Here is a 15578-nt window from a genome sequence, read left to right on the forward strand (position 1 = left end):
CGGCTGCGGGCGGTTCGTCACGAGGCGCTCGCCTTCTCGCGCAGGAGTTCACGGGTGATGCCGTCGAGCCGCGCCGCGGCGGCCTTGTCGAACGCCGGGCGCAGGAGGCTGAGGGGCGTGCCCTCCACGAAGGCGCTCAGCGGCTCCCGCGGCGGGGCGTCGATGATCTCCAGGATCGGCGGGACGGTGAACTCGACCGGCTGCGCGGCCCGCTTCATCTGGTCGATGTGCGCCGCGGTGGCGGCGTCGAACTCGCCCGCGAAGCCGGTGCGCGTCCCCCCGGGGAACAGCAGCACGTACCGGGCGCGGCGCGCGCTCCCGCCCTCGGCGAACGAGACGCCGAGGAGGTCGTTGAGCCGGCCGCCCTGGAACATGGCCGACCAGCCGTCGTAGCCCCGTTCGAAGCCGAGGTCGTTCCAGTGGACGCCCGGCGCCCCCACGCCGGGACCGGCGATGTTCATCACGACCGGCGTCTCGGCCTTGTTCATCAGGTCGGCCAGGCCGTACCCGAGCAGGTACCGGCTGAGGTAGTACAGCGCGAAGTTGTGCTCGATCCCCTCGGAGGTCACCATCCGGTGGCTGCGGAAGAACCGCGCGCACAGCACGAGGACGTCCACCACCTCGAACCGCTCCTCGATCTCCGCGATGACGCGCCGGTTCTCGCTGACGAGGCTGAGGTCGGCCTCGATGAAGAAGGCCCGGTCGGCCGCGCCCAGCTTCTGCGCCGTGTCGAGGTACTTCTTCCCCTTCACCGGGTCCGGAGCGATGACGACCACCTGGTCGCCCCGACCGAGATAGGTGTTCGCGAGCGCCTGCCCGATACCGGAAGTGCCCCCCGTGACAACAATGGTCTTCACCGTGATCCTCCTCGGAACACTGGGTCGTGAGATTCTGCGCAGCAGAAGAGCTCCCGCCCGCGGGCAGACTTCACCCCGGGACGGATTGCGAAAAGAGAGAAATCGAGAAAGAGAGAAATCGGGAAAAGGGGTCGGCGAAAGGAGATCAGCCGACCGCGGCGCCGGTCTCCGCCCGGACCACGTCACCGGCGAACTCGACGGCCGCCTCCGCGGCGCCGGTGGAACCCAGGGTCGACCCGTTCACGTAGACACCGTCGATGATCAGCATGATCCGGTCGCCGAGCCGCTCCGGGTTCGCGGCCGCGGTTCTGCGCGCGAGGTCCCGCAGTTGCTCGCGCACGCGCCGGAAGTGCTTCACGGAGACCTGGTGCGCCGGGTGGTCCGGGTCGGGGAACTCCGCCTGGGTGTTGCGCAGCGGACAGCCCCTGGCGTTCGGCGCCATGGACCGGACCGCCCGGACCAACTCGACAAGCCGCTCCTCCGGTGACTCCACCGCGGCGCACACACCGGTCACGAGCCGGTCCCAGTCCTCGGCCGACCGCTCGAGGTAGGCCACCACCAGCTGGTCCTTGCCGGAGAACTCCCGGTAGAGCAACTGCTTCCCGCAGCCGGCCTCGTCGATGATCTGCTGCATGCCGACCGCGTGCACGCCCCGCTGGTCGAAGAGCTGGGCAGCGGCGTCCAGGATGCGCTCGCGGGTACCGGCAGCAGGTTTCCGGGCCATGGGCCGAGGCTAGCAGACCATTCGGTCCCGTCCCGGCTGAACACCGGTCGTCACGACCGCACTTGCGGCGCACCGCGTCCGCCGTGCGCGGGCCCCGGGCCCCGGGCCGCGCCACCCGCGCGGCCCGGGACGACGGAGCCTCACCTGCGCCGCGCACGCACATGGGACATCGGTGTCAGCACCCGCCCGCGCTCGTCCACCCGGATCGCGTCCGGGCCCGGCCTGGCACCGGTGTCCGGGGCGTCCGCCGTGCCCAGCTTGGCCAGGATCTCGCGGGTGAAGGTGGTGGCGAAGACGGCTTCGGCGATGTCCTCGATCTCCCAGTGCGGGCCGAGGTTCGCGTGCAGGTTGGCCTCGCTGACCAGGGCCTCCTCCGTGATCGGCGTCCCCGACGGCATGGACTCCGCGAAGCAGAACAGGTGCAGCGTGGCACCCGGCCGGCACACCCGGTGGAGCGCGGCGGCGTACGCCGAGCGCTGCTCGTCGTTCAGGCAGTGGTAGAGGCCGCTGTCCAGCGCGGTGTCGAAGTCGCTTCCGACACCGTCCAGTTCGGTGGCGTCCGAGGTCAGGAACCGCACCCGCGCGCCATGGGCCGCGGCCCGCCGCGCCGCCTCCTCGATCGCGCTGGGCGAACCGTCCACGCCGGTCACCTCGTACCCCTGGTCCGCCAGCAGGATGGCGTTCTCGCCCAGTCCGCAGCCCACGTCGAGCACCCTGCCGCTGAAGCCTCCCGCGCGCGCCAGGTCCACCACGGCCCGCTGGGGCTCGCCGATGTCCCAGGGGATCAGCACCTCACCGGGGGCGACGCCGTCGAAGGACGCGCGCCCCGCGTACAACGCCTCGTATTCCTTGTCGTCCTGGGAGAAAGTCCGCTGCGTGGTCATGCCGGTCCCCTTGTCGCTCGCAAGCTCGTCAACCAACACTCGGTGGATCTGGTGCGCCCCGGACGGGGCGAGTCGCGTTCCTACTGGACGTTGTTCACTTCCTGCGCCGACGCGGCCACCGGGGCCGCCTCGGCCTTCGCTCCCGCCTCGTCCTTCGCTCCGGCCGCGGCCGCCGCCGTGGGGCGCATCCGGGACGCGACGACGAGCGTGAGGACGACGACCACGGCCATGGCCAGGAAGACGTCGGAGTAGGCCGAGCCGTGGTGGCCGGAGAAGAGGGGGTTGATGGCGTCGCTGCCGCTCTGCTGCCTCGCGGACACCAGCACACCGAACACGGCCGGGCCGGTACCGGCCCCGAGGAACTGGGCGCCCTGGAGGATCCCGAGGCCGACACCGACCTGCTCGGGCGGCAGTTCGCTCGCCGCGGCGCCGATGATGGTGGTCATCACGAACATGAAGCCGATGCTCAGCCCGAGGATCCCGATGCCGGCGAAGACCACCGAGGAGCCGCCGGTGAAGGACGAGAGGAACAGCGAGAACAGCCCGATGAGGCAGAGCCCGAAGACCACCAGGACCCGCGCGTTGACGCGGCCGGCCAGGCGGCCGATCCACGGCGAGAGGAGCGCGGTCACGACGCCGGCCGGAATCATGACCAACGCGCCCTTGCCCGGGGTGAGTTCGTTGACCTCCACGAGCAGCAGCGGGACGAACACCAGGCCGCCGAGGTTGACGACCATCGCCAGGAACGCGACGAGGATGCCGGTCCGGTAGACGCGGTTGGTGAACAGCGCCGGCGGGACGAACGGATGGTCGACCCGGACGGTGCGCACCCCGAAGACCACCAGCGCCACGACGGCGACCAGGAGGCTGCCCCAGGCCAGCGGGTCGGTGAAGCCGGAGACCTGCGCCCGGGTCATGCCGAACAGCACGAGACCGGCTCCGAGGCCGAGCAGGAGGCCGCCGGGGAGGTCGAGCCGGCCCGAGCCCTGCGGAGTCTCGTCCGGGAGCACCCGCAGGGCCGGGACGAGCAGCAGCAGCGAGACCCCGAGCATGATCCAGAACAGCGCGGGCCAGCCGAGCGCGTCCCCGATGCCGCCGCCCAGCGCCGGTCCGGCGGCGGTGCCGACACCCGCACCGGCGGAGACGACGCCGATCCCGACACTGCGCCGCTCCGGCGGCAGCAGCGTCGTGACGGCGATGATCGAGAGCACGGGGATCGCGGCCGCGCCGATGCCCGTCACGATCCGCCCGGCCACGAGCACGGCCAGGTTCGGGGAGAGCGCGCAGATCAGGCTGCCGAGGGCGTAGGTGAGCAGGGCGAACGCGAAGAGCCGGCGCAGGCTCACCCGGTCCGAGATGCGGCCGTACAGGGGGATCCCGACGGAGAACATCAGCAGGAAGCCGGTGACGACCCAGGCGAGTTCCGCCTCGGAGGCGCCGAACTCGGACCCGATCGTCGGAAGCATCAGGTTGACCATGTCGCTGGCCGTGACCGTGGCGAGGATCGCCGGCATCAGGACGGCGAGTAAGCCCATCCCCGAGCCGGTCCGCTCGGTCGTTGTCGACGTGGAAGTCATTCCAGGCCCTTCGGGTGACTTTCCGCCACCATGGTAGTTACAGTTAGGGCAAAAGGACGGCGGAGGCACTGCCTCCGCCATCGGTCAGCTGGTGACGCGTTGCGCGAGCTCCCGCTCACTGGCCAGCACTTGCCGGACGAGGTGGGCGATCGTCGTCCGCCCGAGCCGTTCCTTCATGGCCCGCTCCGCGTCCTGGAACTCCGCCTCGAGCAGCTTCTGCATGTTCCGCCCCACCTCGCACTCGGCGCTCGGCGGATGCGGGTGCCGCGAAAGGATCGGCCCCGCCTCCACCGCGGTGTACGCGTCGTAGAGCGTGATCTCGCGGGCGTGCTTGGCGAGCGACCAGCCGCCGTTGCGCCCCTCGGTGGACCAGACCAGGCCGGCGTCCCGCAGACTGCCGAGGATCCGCCGCACCAGGACCGGATTGCTGGCCAGGCTCTCCGCGATCTCCACGGAGGTCAGCGAGTGGTCCCAGCGTCCCAGCATGGTGAGTGCGTGGATCGCTACCGCGCTCCTGCTGCTGATGCTCACCGTGATGACCCCTTCGCGACGGTCGCCTCGCCGATCCAACTGCAACCACGCTAGTAGCGGTTTGATCCACGTGTCAATCCACCGCGCGCGTGCGACCTCACCAGGGCCAGCGCCACTCCTTGTTCTGCGGAACCACCCAGTAGTGCTCCAGTTCGACGCGCTCGAACAGCCATCGCCCGTCCTCGAACACATAGGTGTCGGAGAACCGGCCGACGCTCTGGTGCACCAGGTCCGCCTGGTCGAACCGGACGTGCTCCACGAAGAAGCAGGCGCCGGACGCCCGGTCGTCTCCCTCGACCTCCACCTGGTGGGCCTGGTTGAAGTTCCGCAGGGCCACCTCGGAGGCGCCCTGGAGCTCGACCATCTTCGGCAGCAGCGCGCTGTAGTACTCCTGGATCGCCGCACGCCCGCGGGCGTCGCCGAAGCTCCCGTAGGCCAGGTGCGCGTCCTTCGCGAACAGGGCGCCGAGGCCCTCCCAGTCCTGCGAGTTGAGGCAGTGGTGGAAGGCGTTGCGCAGCTTGGTGAGCTCACGGATCGCCTCCAGCTCCCGCACTCTGGCCGACAGTTCGTCGATCCGTGCCACCAGGTCAACCTCGTCCGCCATCGTGCATCCTCCCGAACGCCTCGGATCCCGTTCCGCCTCACGCCGGAACCGGACCGACAGTCGCAGCCACACCACACGGGTCACAAGGCCCGCACGCCTTTCCTGTGGTCGGCCCGCAATCCTCGAACTCCCCCGCGCGACTAGGGTCGAACTGCAGGAACGCCGGCGACACCCGACGGGAGACACCGTGAAGCAGTCGAAGCGCATAGCCCTGATCAGTGGCGCGGGCCGCAACATCGGCGCCGCGACGGCCAAGGAGCTGGCCGGCCGCGGCTACCACGTGATCGTGAACTACCGGAGCGACGCCGAGGCGGCGGCCGAGGTGGTCACGGAGATCGAGTCGCGCGGCGGCACGGCCGAGGCGGCGCAGGCCGACGTCTGCGACGCCGACCAGGTCGGCGCCCTCGTCGAGCGGGTACGGGCCGACCACGGGCGCATCGACCTGCTGATCTGCAACGCCAACACCGTGACACCGCCCTTCGCGTCCTTCGCCGAGCTGAGCTGGGACGCCTTCGCCGCGAAGGTCAACGGGGAGCTCGCCGGCTCCTTCTTCCTCACCCAGCACACCCTCGCCGTCATGCGCGAACAGCGGTCGGGCCGGATCGTCTACATCTCCAGCACGGCCTCGGACACCATCGGCATGGCCCTGCCCCACTCCGTCGCCAAGGCGGCGCTGAACACCTTCAGCCGCCACATCGCCGGCATCGCCGCCGAGCACGGGGTGACCGTGAACACCGTCTCCCTCGGCGCCGTGCACACCGACGCCACGGCGGAGTTCAGCGAGGAGTTCTGGAAGTACACGACCGACCGCTCGGTGGCGGCGCGCCCGGTGGAGCCGGCGGACGCCGCGCGCGCCGTGGCCCTCGTCGCCGACGACGGCTTCGCCTTCACCTCCGGCCAGGTGATCCGGGTCGACGGCGGCTTCGAGGTCCTCGACCAGCAGCTGCACCCGCTGGCGCACAGCTTCCGCTGACGGCGCCCCCGTAGGGCCGGGCGCCGGCGGCCGGCCCTACGGGACGCCCGGTGCGATGCGGGCGCCCGGCGCGACGCGAGCGCCCGCTGGTCTACTCGAAGTGCCGCACCATCGGGTTGAGTTGACGGTCCAGGACCTCGAAGCCGCCGTCCACCCGCAGCACCTGGCCCACCGACCCGCTGAAGTCCTCGTCGGCGAGCATCGCGATGCTGCGGGCCGCCTCGTCGGCCTCGAGCAGCCGGCCGGACGCCGACCGGCTCTCCATGAACGCGCGGAGCTCGCCCGTCATGACACCCGCGGTGGCGTCGGTCCGCACCGCGCCGAAGGCGACGGTGTTGACGACGACCCCGTACTGGGCGGCGACGCCCGCGACGTGCCGGCTGAAGGTGTTGAGCGCGGCCTTGGCCGTGGAGTGGGCCGCGACGGTGCCGATCGAGTCCGCCGCGGTGCTCGAGACGTAGACGATCCGACCCCTGCGCTCCTCCACCATGGCGCCCAGCACGGCCTGGGTGAGGAAGTACGCTCCCGCCAACTCCCCGGTCACCTTCCCGATGAAGTGGTCCCAGGAGAGCGTGAGCAGGGGCTCGAACGGCGGGTTCACCGTGTTGGCGTTGCAGACCAGGGCGTCGAGGCGGCCCCGGTCGGCGCGGATGCGGTCGAGCATCCCGGACACCTGCCCGGGGTCGCAGACATCGGCCTGCAGCGCCTGGGCCGATCCGCCCCCGACCTCGATCGAACGCACCACCTCCGCTGCGGCGTCGGCGTTCTGACGGTAGTTCACGACCACGTGGTAGCCGCGCCTTCCCATCTCCCGCGCGGTAGCCGCTCCGATCCCGCGGCTCGCACCGCTGATCAGCACCACCCGCTGTGACTGCTCCACGTTTCCTCCCTGGTCCTGGGCGTTAGGGGTCTGCCCGTCAGGCGACCTTGGCCCCGGACCGGCCGCACTGTCTCTACGGGTCTCCACCAGATTCCGCGGGGTTCGACGCCTTGCCGCTTGTTTACCTTTTGACAGAAGCTTCGTATCGTGACATCATCCCCAGAGCGGGACGTGGACCGATCGGTCCAGTATCAATAGAGATTCACCGCGCGGAGCTTTCAGAGCCGGGGGCCGCTCTCGGCGAGAGGGTTCACCCAAGGGCGGGGCGACGGCCTCGCGTCACTTTCCGACCGACCCCACCGTCAAATCCCCTGCCGGCACCGGGGGCACGGCCCAGGTCGTGACCCTCCCCGTTCCGCCGAGCAGTTCCCAGCCCGACCTCCACCGACGGCCATCAATGGCGATGCCGCAGATCCCGAGGTCAGCCGCGGGCGGCCGGCCCGACGCGCCCCAGTCCGCGTCATGTTGTGAAGTGGCACCATTCGTCAGCTATGGGGGTGGCAGAAAATTGGCCGGAGACGATAGGAATTGCCTCACCACAAAGATCGGCACCAGAACCGATGAGGCCCCCGAGTTCCCGACGGCCAGGAACGTGGCGAATACCTACGTACCGGGAATCCCCCTCACCGAGAACCGCGCACTCCTGCCGCCCGACGAGTTGAGTCTCGCCCTGAGCACCATCGAGTTCGCGAATCGCGGAGTCGACCGCGTGATGGTCAACGAGCAGGCCAAATGGCTGCTCGACACGGCGGAACCGCACCGGAACCCGCACCGCACCTGGCTCGCGATCCTGGCCCTGCTCTACGCCGGAGACCTCGAATCCGCCGACGCGCAGTGCAGGCGGCTCCGGGACGATCCCGCGTGGACGGGCTCGGCCCCGCGCCGCGAACTGCTCACGCTGCTGCGGGCACGGAGCAGCCTGCTCGCGGGGAAGGCCTGCCAGGCCGCGGACATGCTCCAGACCATGCTCGATCACGGCACGTCGACGCAGTCGGCCTGCCTCGCGATCGCCTGGCTGATCGAGGCGCTGGTCCACCTCGGCGAACTCGACCGGGCGCACCAGGTACTGCTCGACAGCAAGCTGGCCGGCCCGCTCGACCCCGACCTGCCGGACCGCGCCCACGTCCTGGCCGCCCGCGGGGCTCTCCACCTGGCCGGCGGGCAGTTCCGGCACGCCATCGACGACTACATGGCCTGCGGCTGGGTCCTCGACACCTGCTTCGTCGTCAACCCCGCGGTGATCCCCTGGCGTTCGAGGGCCGTGTTCGGGGCGCTGGGCATCCGCCGGTACGACCTGGCACTCGCCCTCGCCGAGGAGGAGCTCATCGCGGCGAGGAAGTGGGGATCGCCGCGCGGCATCGGCATCGCCCTGCACGCCGTGGGCGTGGCACGCCGGGACGACACCTCCGTCGCCGCGCTCGAGGAGGCCGTGGCACTGCTCGCCCAGGGCCACGCGCGCACCGAGTTCATGCAGGCCCTCTACGACCTCGGCATGATGCAGATCCGGCGCCAGGACGTGTCAGCGGGCCGCAGGCGGCTCGTCGAGGCGGCCATGGTCGCGTACGAGTGCCGCAACGCCTTCTGGCAGAAACGCATCCGCTTCGCCCTGGAACGCCTCCAGGCCCCCGCCAACACCTCGAAGCTCACCCGCCAGGAGGAGAAGATCGCCTACCTGGCCCGCGCCGGACACAGCAACCGGCACATCGCCCAGATGACCTGCCTGACCGTCCGAACCGTCGAGTTCCACCTCTCCAGCGTGTACCGCAAACTCTCCATCTCCGGCCGCCGGGAACTCGTCACCGCACTGATCTCCGTCCCGTCCTGACACCCCACCCCACCGATCGCCGCCCACCGCCCCGCCCCCCGGAGGGGCGGTGGGCCACGGCGTCCCGCCCGTCCGCGCCGCCGGGGAGAGCGCGAGGTCGGCCACGGGGACGGAACTACGACGCAATACGAACTCCGCACCCTCCACCGCCAGTTCGGCGTTTACGCTGAAGTACCCGTACCGCGGGGCCGTCTCGGTGACGGCCCCGCGGTCCAGGTGCTTCGCTTCGTCCCAGGTGCTCCACCACGACGACTCCGGCCCGGGGACGGAGAAGGAAAGGCTGATCACAGGGGCTCTCCTCCGCTGGTCCTGCGGAGAAGGGCCCCCCATCGCCGAGGAGGCCACATGCCCGACCCCCAGCGCAGCCGCTCCGCTCCCGCCGCCCGACGGCCCCGGATCCTCCGGGGCACCGTCGCGGCCGGCCTCGCCCTCACGGCCTGCCTGACCGCGACCGCCGCCGCGACCCCGCCCGCGGCAGCCACGGAAGGCCTCGCCCGGGGGCTCGACCGCTACTACGGGCAGCACCTCGACTGGCACGGCTGCGTCCTGGGCCCGGACGACCAGGACGGTGCCGCACTCGAACAGGCCGGCGCCCGCTGCACGGACGTCACCGTGCCGCTCGACTACGCGAACCCCGGCGGACGCACCGTCACGCTGGCGCTCTCCCGGATCAAGGCCACCGACACCCGCCACCGGATCGGCGCGCTGCTGCTCAACGACGGCGGCCCCGGCGGCCCGACGCTCGGCGCACCGCCCCGGGTGCACGCCGCCCTCAAGGAGACCGCCGACCGCTTCGACATCGTCGGGCTGGACCCGCGCTTCGTCGGCCGCAGCGCGCAGATCGACTGCGGCTGGCCGGTCGGCTTCAGCGTCCAGTCCTCCGGGACCGGCCGGGCGGGCTTCGAGCGCCAGGTCACCCTCCAGCGGGACCTCGCGGCCAAGTGCCGCTCGGCGGCCGGCGATCTGCTGCCGTACGCGAGCACCCGCGACACGGCCCGGGACCTGGACGTGGTCCGGGGCGCGCTCGGCGAGCGGAGGATCTCCTACCTCGGCCTGTCCTACGGCACGTACCTCGGCACGGTGTACACCCAGATGTTCCCCGGCCGCGTCGACCGGATGGTCCTGGACAGCGCGCTGGACCCGCGCAACGCCGGACCCGCACTGCTCCCGAGCCAACTGCCCGGGCTCGAGCACGCGTTCGCCGACTGGGCGGACTGGGCGGCGGCCCGCCACGGCACGTACGGGCTCGGCCGCACCCGCGAGGAGGTGACCGCCGGGATCCTGCACACCGTGGAGGCGGCCGCGAACCACCCGCTCGTCCTCGGCACCGGCGCCGACGCCTTCGAACTCGACGACTCCAAGGTGCCGATGCTGCTCTTCGCCGGGCTCCAGGGCGACTCCGCCCCGGAACGGGCCTCCCTCGCCGAGCAGGTGGCGATGCTCGCCGAGGCCGCGGCGGGCCGGCCGGTCACCCCGACACCGGACACCATCGGCCTGCTGCGATTCCTGTTCAGCCCGCAGGGGTCACCGGCCGGCAGCGCCATGCAGGCCATCGCGTGCGCGGACGGCCCCGCCTCCCACGACCCCGGACACTACTGGCGCGCGATCGAGCGCAGCCGCGCCGAGCACCCGCTCTTCGGCCCGCTGCTCGACAACATCAGCCCCTGCGCCTTCTGGGACCGCCCGCGCGAGCAGCCCACCCAGGTGCGCCGCGACGCCCCGGCGCTGATCCTCTCCGCCACCGGCGATCCCCGCGCCCCCTACCTCGGCGGCGTCGCCCTGCACGAGATGCTGCCCAGCTCGCGCCTGCTGACCCTCCAGGGCGCCGACCAGCACCAGCTGTACGGGATCTACGGCAACGCCTGCGTGGACGACACGGTCAACGCCTACCTGGCCGGCGGACGCCTGCCGGACACCGACCCGACCTGCACCCGCCAGTAGCCGCCAGTAGCCGACTGCCCCGGTGCGGGCCCGCGGACGCGGGGCGGCCGATGTCCTGTCATGGGAGAGGAGTGCGAGCACTCCTCTCCCGCCGGGGCCGATCGGCGCCCCCGACCAGGAGTACGGTCCTGGCCGGGGGCGCCCCCCGGAGTCTGGTCCCGGGTGCGGTTTCGTCCTGGGTGCGGACGAACTCCCCTGCCCCCGAATGGTCCTCTTGATCAAGGCCGGGAATCACCGGCGCCATGCATCGGAGGGGTCCTTTCGTGTACGAGCACGCACCGCACAGCCGCTTCCCGCTCTCCCGCCGGGGCCGCCGGCACCGGGCGATGGCGGTCGTGACCGCCGTGGCCGCCGGGGTCATGACGGCCGGGGCGCTGGCACCGACCGCGGCGTTCGCGGGCGGCAGGCCGGACACCGTCCAGTCGGGCCTGAACGCGCTGGTGAAGGACGACGGCATGCCCGCCGCGCTGGCCTCCGTCAAGGGCCGCGACGGCCGCACCCGCAACTACACCGCCGGCGTCGGCGACCTCGCCACCCGGGCCAAGGTCCCCGTGGACGGGCAGATCCGGATCGGCAGCAACACCAAGCCCTTCACCGCCGTCGTGGTGCTCCAGCTCGTCGCCGAAGGAAAGGTGGGCCTGGACTCCCCCGTCGAGACCTACCTGCCGGGTCTGCTGCGCGGCGACGGCATCGACGGGCGCGACATCACCGTCCGTCAGCTGCTCCAGCACACCAGCGGCCTGCCCGAATACGTGAACAAGGACTCGATCCTCGCCGATCCGAAGCGGTACTACGAACCGCGTGAACTGCTCGACCTGGCCCTCGCCCAGAAGGCTCACTTCGCCCCGGGCACCCGCTGGGAGTACAACAACACCAACTACCTGCTGGCGGGCCTGATCATCCAGAAGGTCACCGGGCGGCCGCTCGGCGAGGAGATCAACCGGCGCATCGTCGACCGCATCGGCCTGCGCCACACCTACTTCCCCACCCCGGGGGACACGAGCGTCCACGAGGCCCACCCCAAGGGTTACAACCAGGACGCCGACGGCTCGCTCCGCGACTTCACCGAACTGGACCCGTCCTGGGGCTGGGCGGCGGGCGCCGTCGTCTCCACCAACAGCGATCTCAACTCGTTCTTCGCCGCGCTGCTCGGCGGTCGCCTCCTCCCGGCGGCCCAGCTCGCCGAGATGCGCACCACCGTCCCCGCCGACGGGGTGGGTCCGGGCATCCGCTACGGACTGGGCCTGATGAGCCTGCCGCTTTCGTGCGGTGGCGTGTACTGGGGCCACGGCGGGACCATTCCGGGCTACGAGACCGCCGGGGGCGCCACCGATGACGGCCGCGCCGTCAGCATCGCGGTGACCATGATCCCGGGTGAGGTGGCCAAGCAGCACGTGGGGGCCACGGTGGACTCCGCCCTGTGCCGCTGATCCTCCCCGATCCGGCCTGAGCGTCCGCACCGGTACGACCGGCGGGTTCTGCGCGCGCCTGCGCGCAGAACCCGCACACCCCGCCAATTCCCCACTCCAGCAGAGGAGTTCCTCCGTGAACGAGCACGTCCAGCACAACCGGGCCGACCGACTCCGCCGTGGCCGGCGCGGGCTGGCGGTGGCCGTGGCCTCCGTGGCCGCCGGCATCGTCGCGGCCTCGGCGCTGGCTCCGACCGCGGCGTTCGCGGGCGGCAGGCCGGACACCGTCCAGTCGAGCCTGAACGCACTGGTGAAGGACGACGGCCTGCCCGCCGCGCTGGCCTCCGTCAAGGGCCGCGACGGCCGCACCCGCAACTACACCGCCGGCGTCGGCGACCTCGCCACCGGGGCCAAGGTCCCCGTGGACGGGCAGATACGCGCGGGCAGCAACACCAAGACCTTCACCGCCGTCGTCGTCCTCCAGCTCGTCGCCGAAGGAAAGGTGGGCCTGGACTCCCCCGTCGAGACCTACCTCCCCGGCCTGCTGCGCGGCGACGGCATCGACGGGCGCGACATCACCGTCCGTCAGCTGCTCCAGCACACCAGCGGCCTGCCCGACTACATGGAAACCCCCGCACTCCCGGACTTCCCCACGATCCAGTACCGCTACTTCGAGCCCCGCGACCTCCTCGACAGCGCCCTCGCCCAGAAGGCCCGCTTCCCCGCGGGTACCAGCTGGGAGTACAGCAACACCAACTACATCGTCGCCGGACTCCTCGTCCAGAAGGTCACCGGGCGGCCCGTCGGCGAGGAGATCACCAAGCGCGTCATCGACCGCATCGGCCTGCGCCACACCTACTTCCCCACCCCCGGGGACATGGGCATCCACGAGGCCCACCCGCACGGCTACTACCGCAGCTCGCCGGACGCGCCTCCGACCGACTACACCGAGATGGACTCCTCGCCGGCCTGGGCGGCGGGGGCGATCGTCTCCACCAACACCGACCTCAACTCGTTCTACGCCGCGCTCCTCGGCGGCCGGCTCCTGCCCGCGGCGCAGCTCGCCGAGATGCGCACCACCGTTCCCGCCGAGCTCCTGGGCCCGGGGGTCCGCTACGGGCTGGGCCTGCAGAGCAAGCCGCTCTCCTGTGGCGGCCTCTCCTGGGGCCACGGCGGGACCACCGCGGGATACCGCTCCCGCAACGGGGTCACCGACGACGGTCGCGCCGCCGCCATCACGGTCACCGCCATCCCGAACGGGGTCGGCGCGCAGCACATGGCGGACGCCCTGGACGCGGCCCTCTGCCGCTGACCCACCCTCGGCGCGTACAGGGCGCCGGACACCGGACGGACGGCCTCGCGGCTTCCCTGGACGGGAGCCGCGGGGCCGTCCGCGAGGTACCGCTGCCCGACCCGGCCCGCTTCAGCCCGCCGGGTTCGCGCTCCGGGCCTCCACCAGGCCCGACTCGTAAGCCGCGATCACCGCCTGGGCGCGGTCGCGGACACTCAGCTTGGCGAAGATGCTGGTGATGTGGTTCTTGACCGTGGAGACGCTGATGCCCATCGCCGACGCGATCTCGGCGTTGTCGAGGCCGGTGGCGAGCAGGTGCCACACCTCGATCTCACGGGGTGTCAGTTCGCCCAGGTCGGACACCGGCACCGGCGATGGCGACCGCCGCGGGCGGGGCGCGGTGACGTACGTGGAGATCAACCGGGTGAGCAGGCGCGGCGCCACCGCCGCCTCCCCGGTGTGCACGGTGCGCACGGCCGCCGAGAGCTCCTCCGGGGAGACGTCCTTGGGCAGGAACCCGGAGGCGCCGGCGCGCAGGGCAGCCACCACGTACTCGTCCATGTCGAAGGTGCTCAGCGCCAGGACCCGGCATGCGGGCAGCTCCCGCGCGATCCGCTCGGTCGCCTGGACCCCGTCGAGAACCGGCATCCGGATGTCCATCACCACGACGTGCGGCCGGTGCCGGTGCGCGAGGTCGACCGCCTGCTGCCCGTCGTCCGCCTCGGCCACCACCTCGAACGCCGGGTCCGGTGCCAGGATCAGCGCCAGGCCCCGCCGCACCAGCGGCTGGTCGTCCGCGATCAGCACCCTGATCCGCTCCGGGGTTCCCGTCATCCGAGCCGTTCCTCTCCGTCGGCCGGCGCCACCGGCAGGCTGGCCACCACCCGGAAGCCACCACCGTCGACGCCGCCGGCCACCATGCTGCCGCCCTGCAGCGCGACGCGTTCGCGCATGCCGATCAGACCGTACCCGGTGCGGCCCGCCCTCGGCCCGGCCGCACCGCCCGCCCCCGCCGGGGCTCCCACCAGGGTGTCGGCCGGCGCGGCGGCACCGTTGTCGGACACCTCGACGGTGACCCGGTCCGGGTGGTACGTCAGCCGGACCCGCGCCTGGGCCCGGCCGGCGTGCTTGCGGGTGTTGGTGAGGGACTCCTGGACGATCCGGAAGACCGCCAGGCCGGTGCTCGGCGGCAGCGGACGCTCCTCCCCCAGGACGGCGAACTCCGTGGGCAGACCGGCCCTGCGGGACTCCTCGACGAGCCCTCCGAGGTCCCCGACACCGGGCTGCGGCGCGGACGGCACCCCGTCTGCCTCCTCCAGCGCGTCGCCGGCCCGGAGCACGTCGAGCAGTTGGCGCATCTCGCGCAGCGCCATCCGCCCGGAGCCCTCCAGCGTGACCAGGGCGTCGCGCACCACCTCGGTGTCACCCCCGAGGTTCGCTCTGGCGCCGCCGGCCATCAGCTGCATGGTGGTGATGTGGTGGGCCACGATGTCGTGCAACTCCCGTGCGATGCGCCGCCGTTCCTGCGCCACCGCGCGGTCGGCCAGCAGCCTGCGCCTGACCTCCACCTCGTGCTGCCAACGCTTCAGCACCTCGGCCGCGACGATGAGCAGCGCCGCGGAGAACACGTTGGTCGCCACGTCCCCCACCGGAGGGGGCAGCGGGTACCCCCGGCCCAGCAGTGGCACGGCGGCCGCCACCAGGGCGGCCGGCACCGCCACCGCGATGCCGCAGGAGCTGGCCACGGTGAACAGCGCGACGCACAGCGTGCCGTTGAAGTGGTGCGGCACCGGCCCGCTCAGGTTCAGTGCCAGGCCGAGGACCAGCACACCCGCCAGTGACGTCAGCGGGTAGCGGCGCCTGGTGAGCAGCGGCACGGCCGCCAGGACGAGCAGGACCAGCGCGGGCAGGGCGATCGGCCGGCTTCCGTCCGGACCGCCGAGCCCGTAGCCGAGGAGGTCCAGGGCGGCCGCCCCGACGGCCAGCAGCGCGTCACTGGCCGTCCAGGGCAGGCCGTCGGCTCTCGGCGACGGCGGCAGGGGCCGGTGCTGCGTCGACATGCTGGTGCTGGTCCTCTCTGTG

The 15578-nt window shown here is 71.9% G+C and carries 14 protein-coding genes; 5 read left to right on the forward strand and 9 right to left on the reverse strand.

Translation table 11 applies throughout. The features are described from left to right. Window positions 1-17: 17 nt before the first annotated feature. From ACIQ87_RS25510 to ACIQ87_RS25535, 6 genes are all read right to left on the reverse strand, one after another. A complete protein-coding gene (locus ACIQ87_RS25510) occupies window positions 18-857 on the reverse strand; it encodes an SDR family NAD(P)-dependent oxidoreductase (protein ID WP_402410411.1) in 840 nt (279 codons plus the stop codon). 145 nt (window positions 858-1002) lie between these two features. Then, window positions 1003-1581, reverse strand: a complete 579-nt coding sequence (locus ACIQ87_RS25515; RefSeq protein ID WP_402410412.1) for a TetR/AcrR family transcriptional regulator — start codon at window positions 1579-1581, stop codon at window positions 1003-1005. A 140-nt stretch (window positions 1582-1721) separates the two neighbouring features. After that, on the reverse strand, window positions 1722-2465 hold the full coding sequence (locus ACIQ87_RS25520; protein WP_402410413.1) for a class I SAM-dependent methyltransferase: 744 nt from the start codon (window positions 2463-2465) through the stop codon (window positions 1722-1724). 80 nt (window positions 2466-2545) lie between these two features. Continuing rightward, complete coding sequence (locus ACIQ87_RS25525) at window positions 2546-4042, reverse strand: MFS transporter (protein ID WP_402410415.1); 1497 nt, start codon at window positions 4040-4042, stop codon at window positions 2546-2548. 84 nt (window positions 4043-4126) lie between these two features. After that, complete coding sequence (locus ACIQ87_RS25530) at window positions 4127-4573, reverse strand: RrF2 family transcriptional regulator (RefSeq protein ID WP_402410417.1); 447 nt, start codon at window positions 4571-4573, stop codon at window positions 4127-4129. A 97-nt stretch (window positions 4574-4670) separates the two neighbouring features. Then, window positions 4671-5177, reverse strand: a complete 507-nt coding sequence (locus tag ACIQ87_RS25535) for a nuclear transport factor 2 family protein (protein ID WP_402410418.1) — start codon at window positions 5175-5177, stop codon at window positions 4671-4673. A gap of 187 nt (window positions 5178-5364) precedes the next feature. Between ACIQ87_RS25535 and ACIQ87_RS25540 the strand changes: the two genes are divergently transcribed. Continuing rightward, complete coding sequence (locus ACIQ87_RS25540; RefSeq protein ID WP_402410420.1) at window positions 5365-6150, forward strand: SDR family oxidoreductase; 786 nt, start codon at window positions 5365-5367, stop codon at window positions 6148-6150. A 91-nt stretch (window positions 6151-6241) separates the two neighbouring features. Here the strand turns inward: ACIQ87_RS25540 and ACIQ87_RS25545 are convergent, their stop codons facing one another. Beyond that, window positions 6242-7030 (reverse strand): SDR family oxidoreductase, encoded by a 789-nt coding sequence (locus ACIQ87_RS25545; protein ID WP_402410421.1) that lies wholly within the window; start codon window positions 7028-7030, stop codon window positions 6242-6244. Between the two features lie 592 nt (window positions 7031-7622). On the opposite strand from ACIQ87_RS25545, the gene ACIQ87_RS25550 reads away from it, so the two are divergent. The 4 genes from ACIQ87_RS25550 to ACIQ87_RS25565 all read left to right on the forward strand — a co-directional run bounded on the left by ACIQ87_RS25550 (window position 7623) and on the right by ACIQ87_RS25565 (window position 13517). Then, complete coding sequence (locus tag ACIQ87_RS25550) at window positions 7623-8855, forward strand: LuxR C-terminal-related transcriptional regulator (RefSeq protein ID WP_402410423.1); 1233 nt, start codon at window positions 7623-7625, stop codon at window positions 8853-8855. A gap of 345 nt (window positions 8856-9200) precedes the next feature. Then, the gene (locus ACIQ87_RS25555) at window positions 9201-10796 is read left to right on the forward strand and encodes an alpha/beta hydrolase (RefSeq protein ID WP_402410425.1); all 1596 of its coding nucleotides are present in this window, start codon (window positions 9201-9203) and stop codon (window positions 10794-10796) included. A 326-nt stretch (window positions 10797-11122) separates the two neighbouring features. Next, on the forward strand, window positions 11123-12226 hold the full coding sequence (locus tag ACIQ87_RS25560) for a serine hydrolase domain-containing protein (RefSeq protein WP_402410513.1): 1104 nt from the start codon (window positions 11123-11125) through the stop codon (window positions 12224-12226). A 115-nt stretch (window positions 12227-12341) separates the two neighbouring features. Further along, window positions 12342-13517 (forward strand): serine hydrolase domain-containing protein, encoded by a 1176-nt coding sequence (locus tag ACIQ87_RS25565; protein ID WP_402410426.1) that lies wholly within the window; start codon window positions 12342-12344, stop codon window positions 13515-13517. 111 nt (window positions 13518-13628) lie between these two features. Here the strand turns inward: ACIQ87_RS25565 and ACIQ87_RS25570 are convergent, their stop codons facing one another. Next, the gene (locus ACIQ87_RS25570; protein ID WP_402410428.1) at window positions 13629-14330 is read right to left on the reverse strand and encodes a response regulator; all 702 of its coding nucleotides are present in this window, start codon (window positions 14328-14330) and stop codon (window positions 13629-13631) included. Continuing rightward, window positions 14327-15556 carry a sensor histidine kinase gene (locus ACIQ87_RS25575; RefSeq protein ID WP_402410430.1) on the reverse strand — a complete coding sequence of 410 codons (1230 nt, stop codon included), beginning with the start codon at window positions 15554-15556 and terminating at the stop codon, window positions 14327-14329. The genes ACIQ87_RS25570 and ACIQ87_RS25575 overlap by 4 nt, the downstream gene beginning before the upstream one ends. Window positions 15557-15578 lie beyond the last annotated feature (22 nt).

It is taken from the genome of Kitasatospora sp. NPDC096204 (assembly GCF_044763205.1).
In the GTDB taxonomy this organism is placed as follows: domain Bacteria; phylum Actinomycetota; class Actinomycetes; order Streptomycetales; family Streptomycetaceae; genus Kitasatospora.

Coding starts and splice junctions, on each gene's coding strand:
- ACIQ87_RS25560 (WP_402410513.1), top strand. CDS start 11,123: ATGGCGGTCGTGACCGCCGTGGCCGCCGGGGTCATGACGGCCGGGGCG.
- ACIQ87_RS25575 (WP_402410430.1), bottom strand. CDS start 15,556: ATGTCGACGCAGCACCGGCCCCTGCCGCCGTCGCCGAGAGCCGACGGC.
- ACIQ87_RS25570 (WP_402410428.1), bottom strand. CDS start 14,330: ATGACGGGAACCCCGGAGCGGATCAGGGTGCTGATCGCGGACGACCAG.
- ACIQ87_RS25525 (WP_402410415.1), bottom strand. CDS start 4,042: ATGACTTCCACGTCGACAACGACCGAGCGGACCGGCTCGGGGATGGGC.
- ACIQ87_RS25515 (WP_402410412.1), bottom strand. CDS start 1,581: ATGGCCCGGAAACCTGCTGCCGGTACCCGCGAGCGCATCCTGGACGCC.
- ACIQ87_RS25520 (WP_402410413.1), bottom strand. CDS start 2,465: ATGACCACGCAGCGGACTTTCTCCCAGGACGACAAGGAATACGAGGCG.
- ACIQ87_RS25535 (WP_402410418.1), bottom strand. CDS start 5,177: ATGGCGGACGAGGTTGACCTGGTGGCACGGATCGACGAACTGTCGGCC.
- ACIQ87_RS25555 (WP_402410425.1), top strand. CDS start 9,201: ATGCCCGACCCCCAGCGCAGCCGCTCCGCTCCCGCCGCCCGACGGCCC.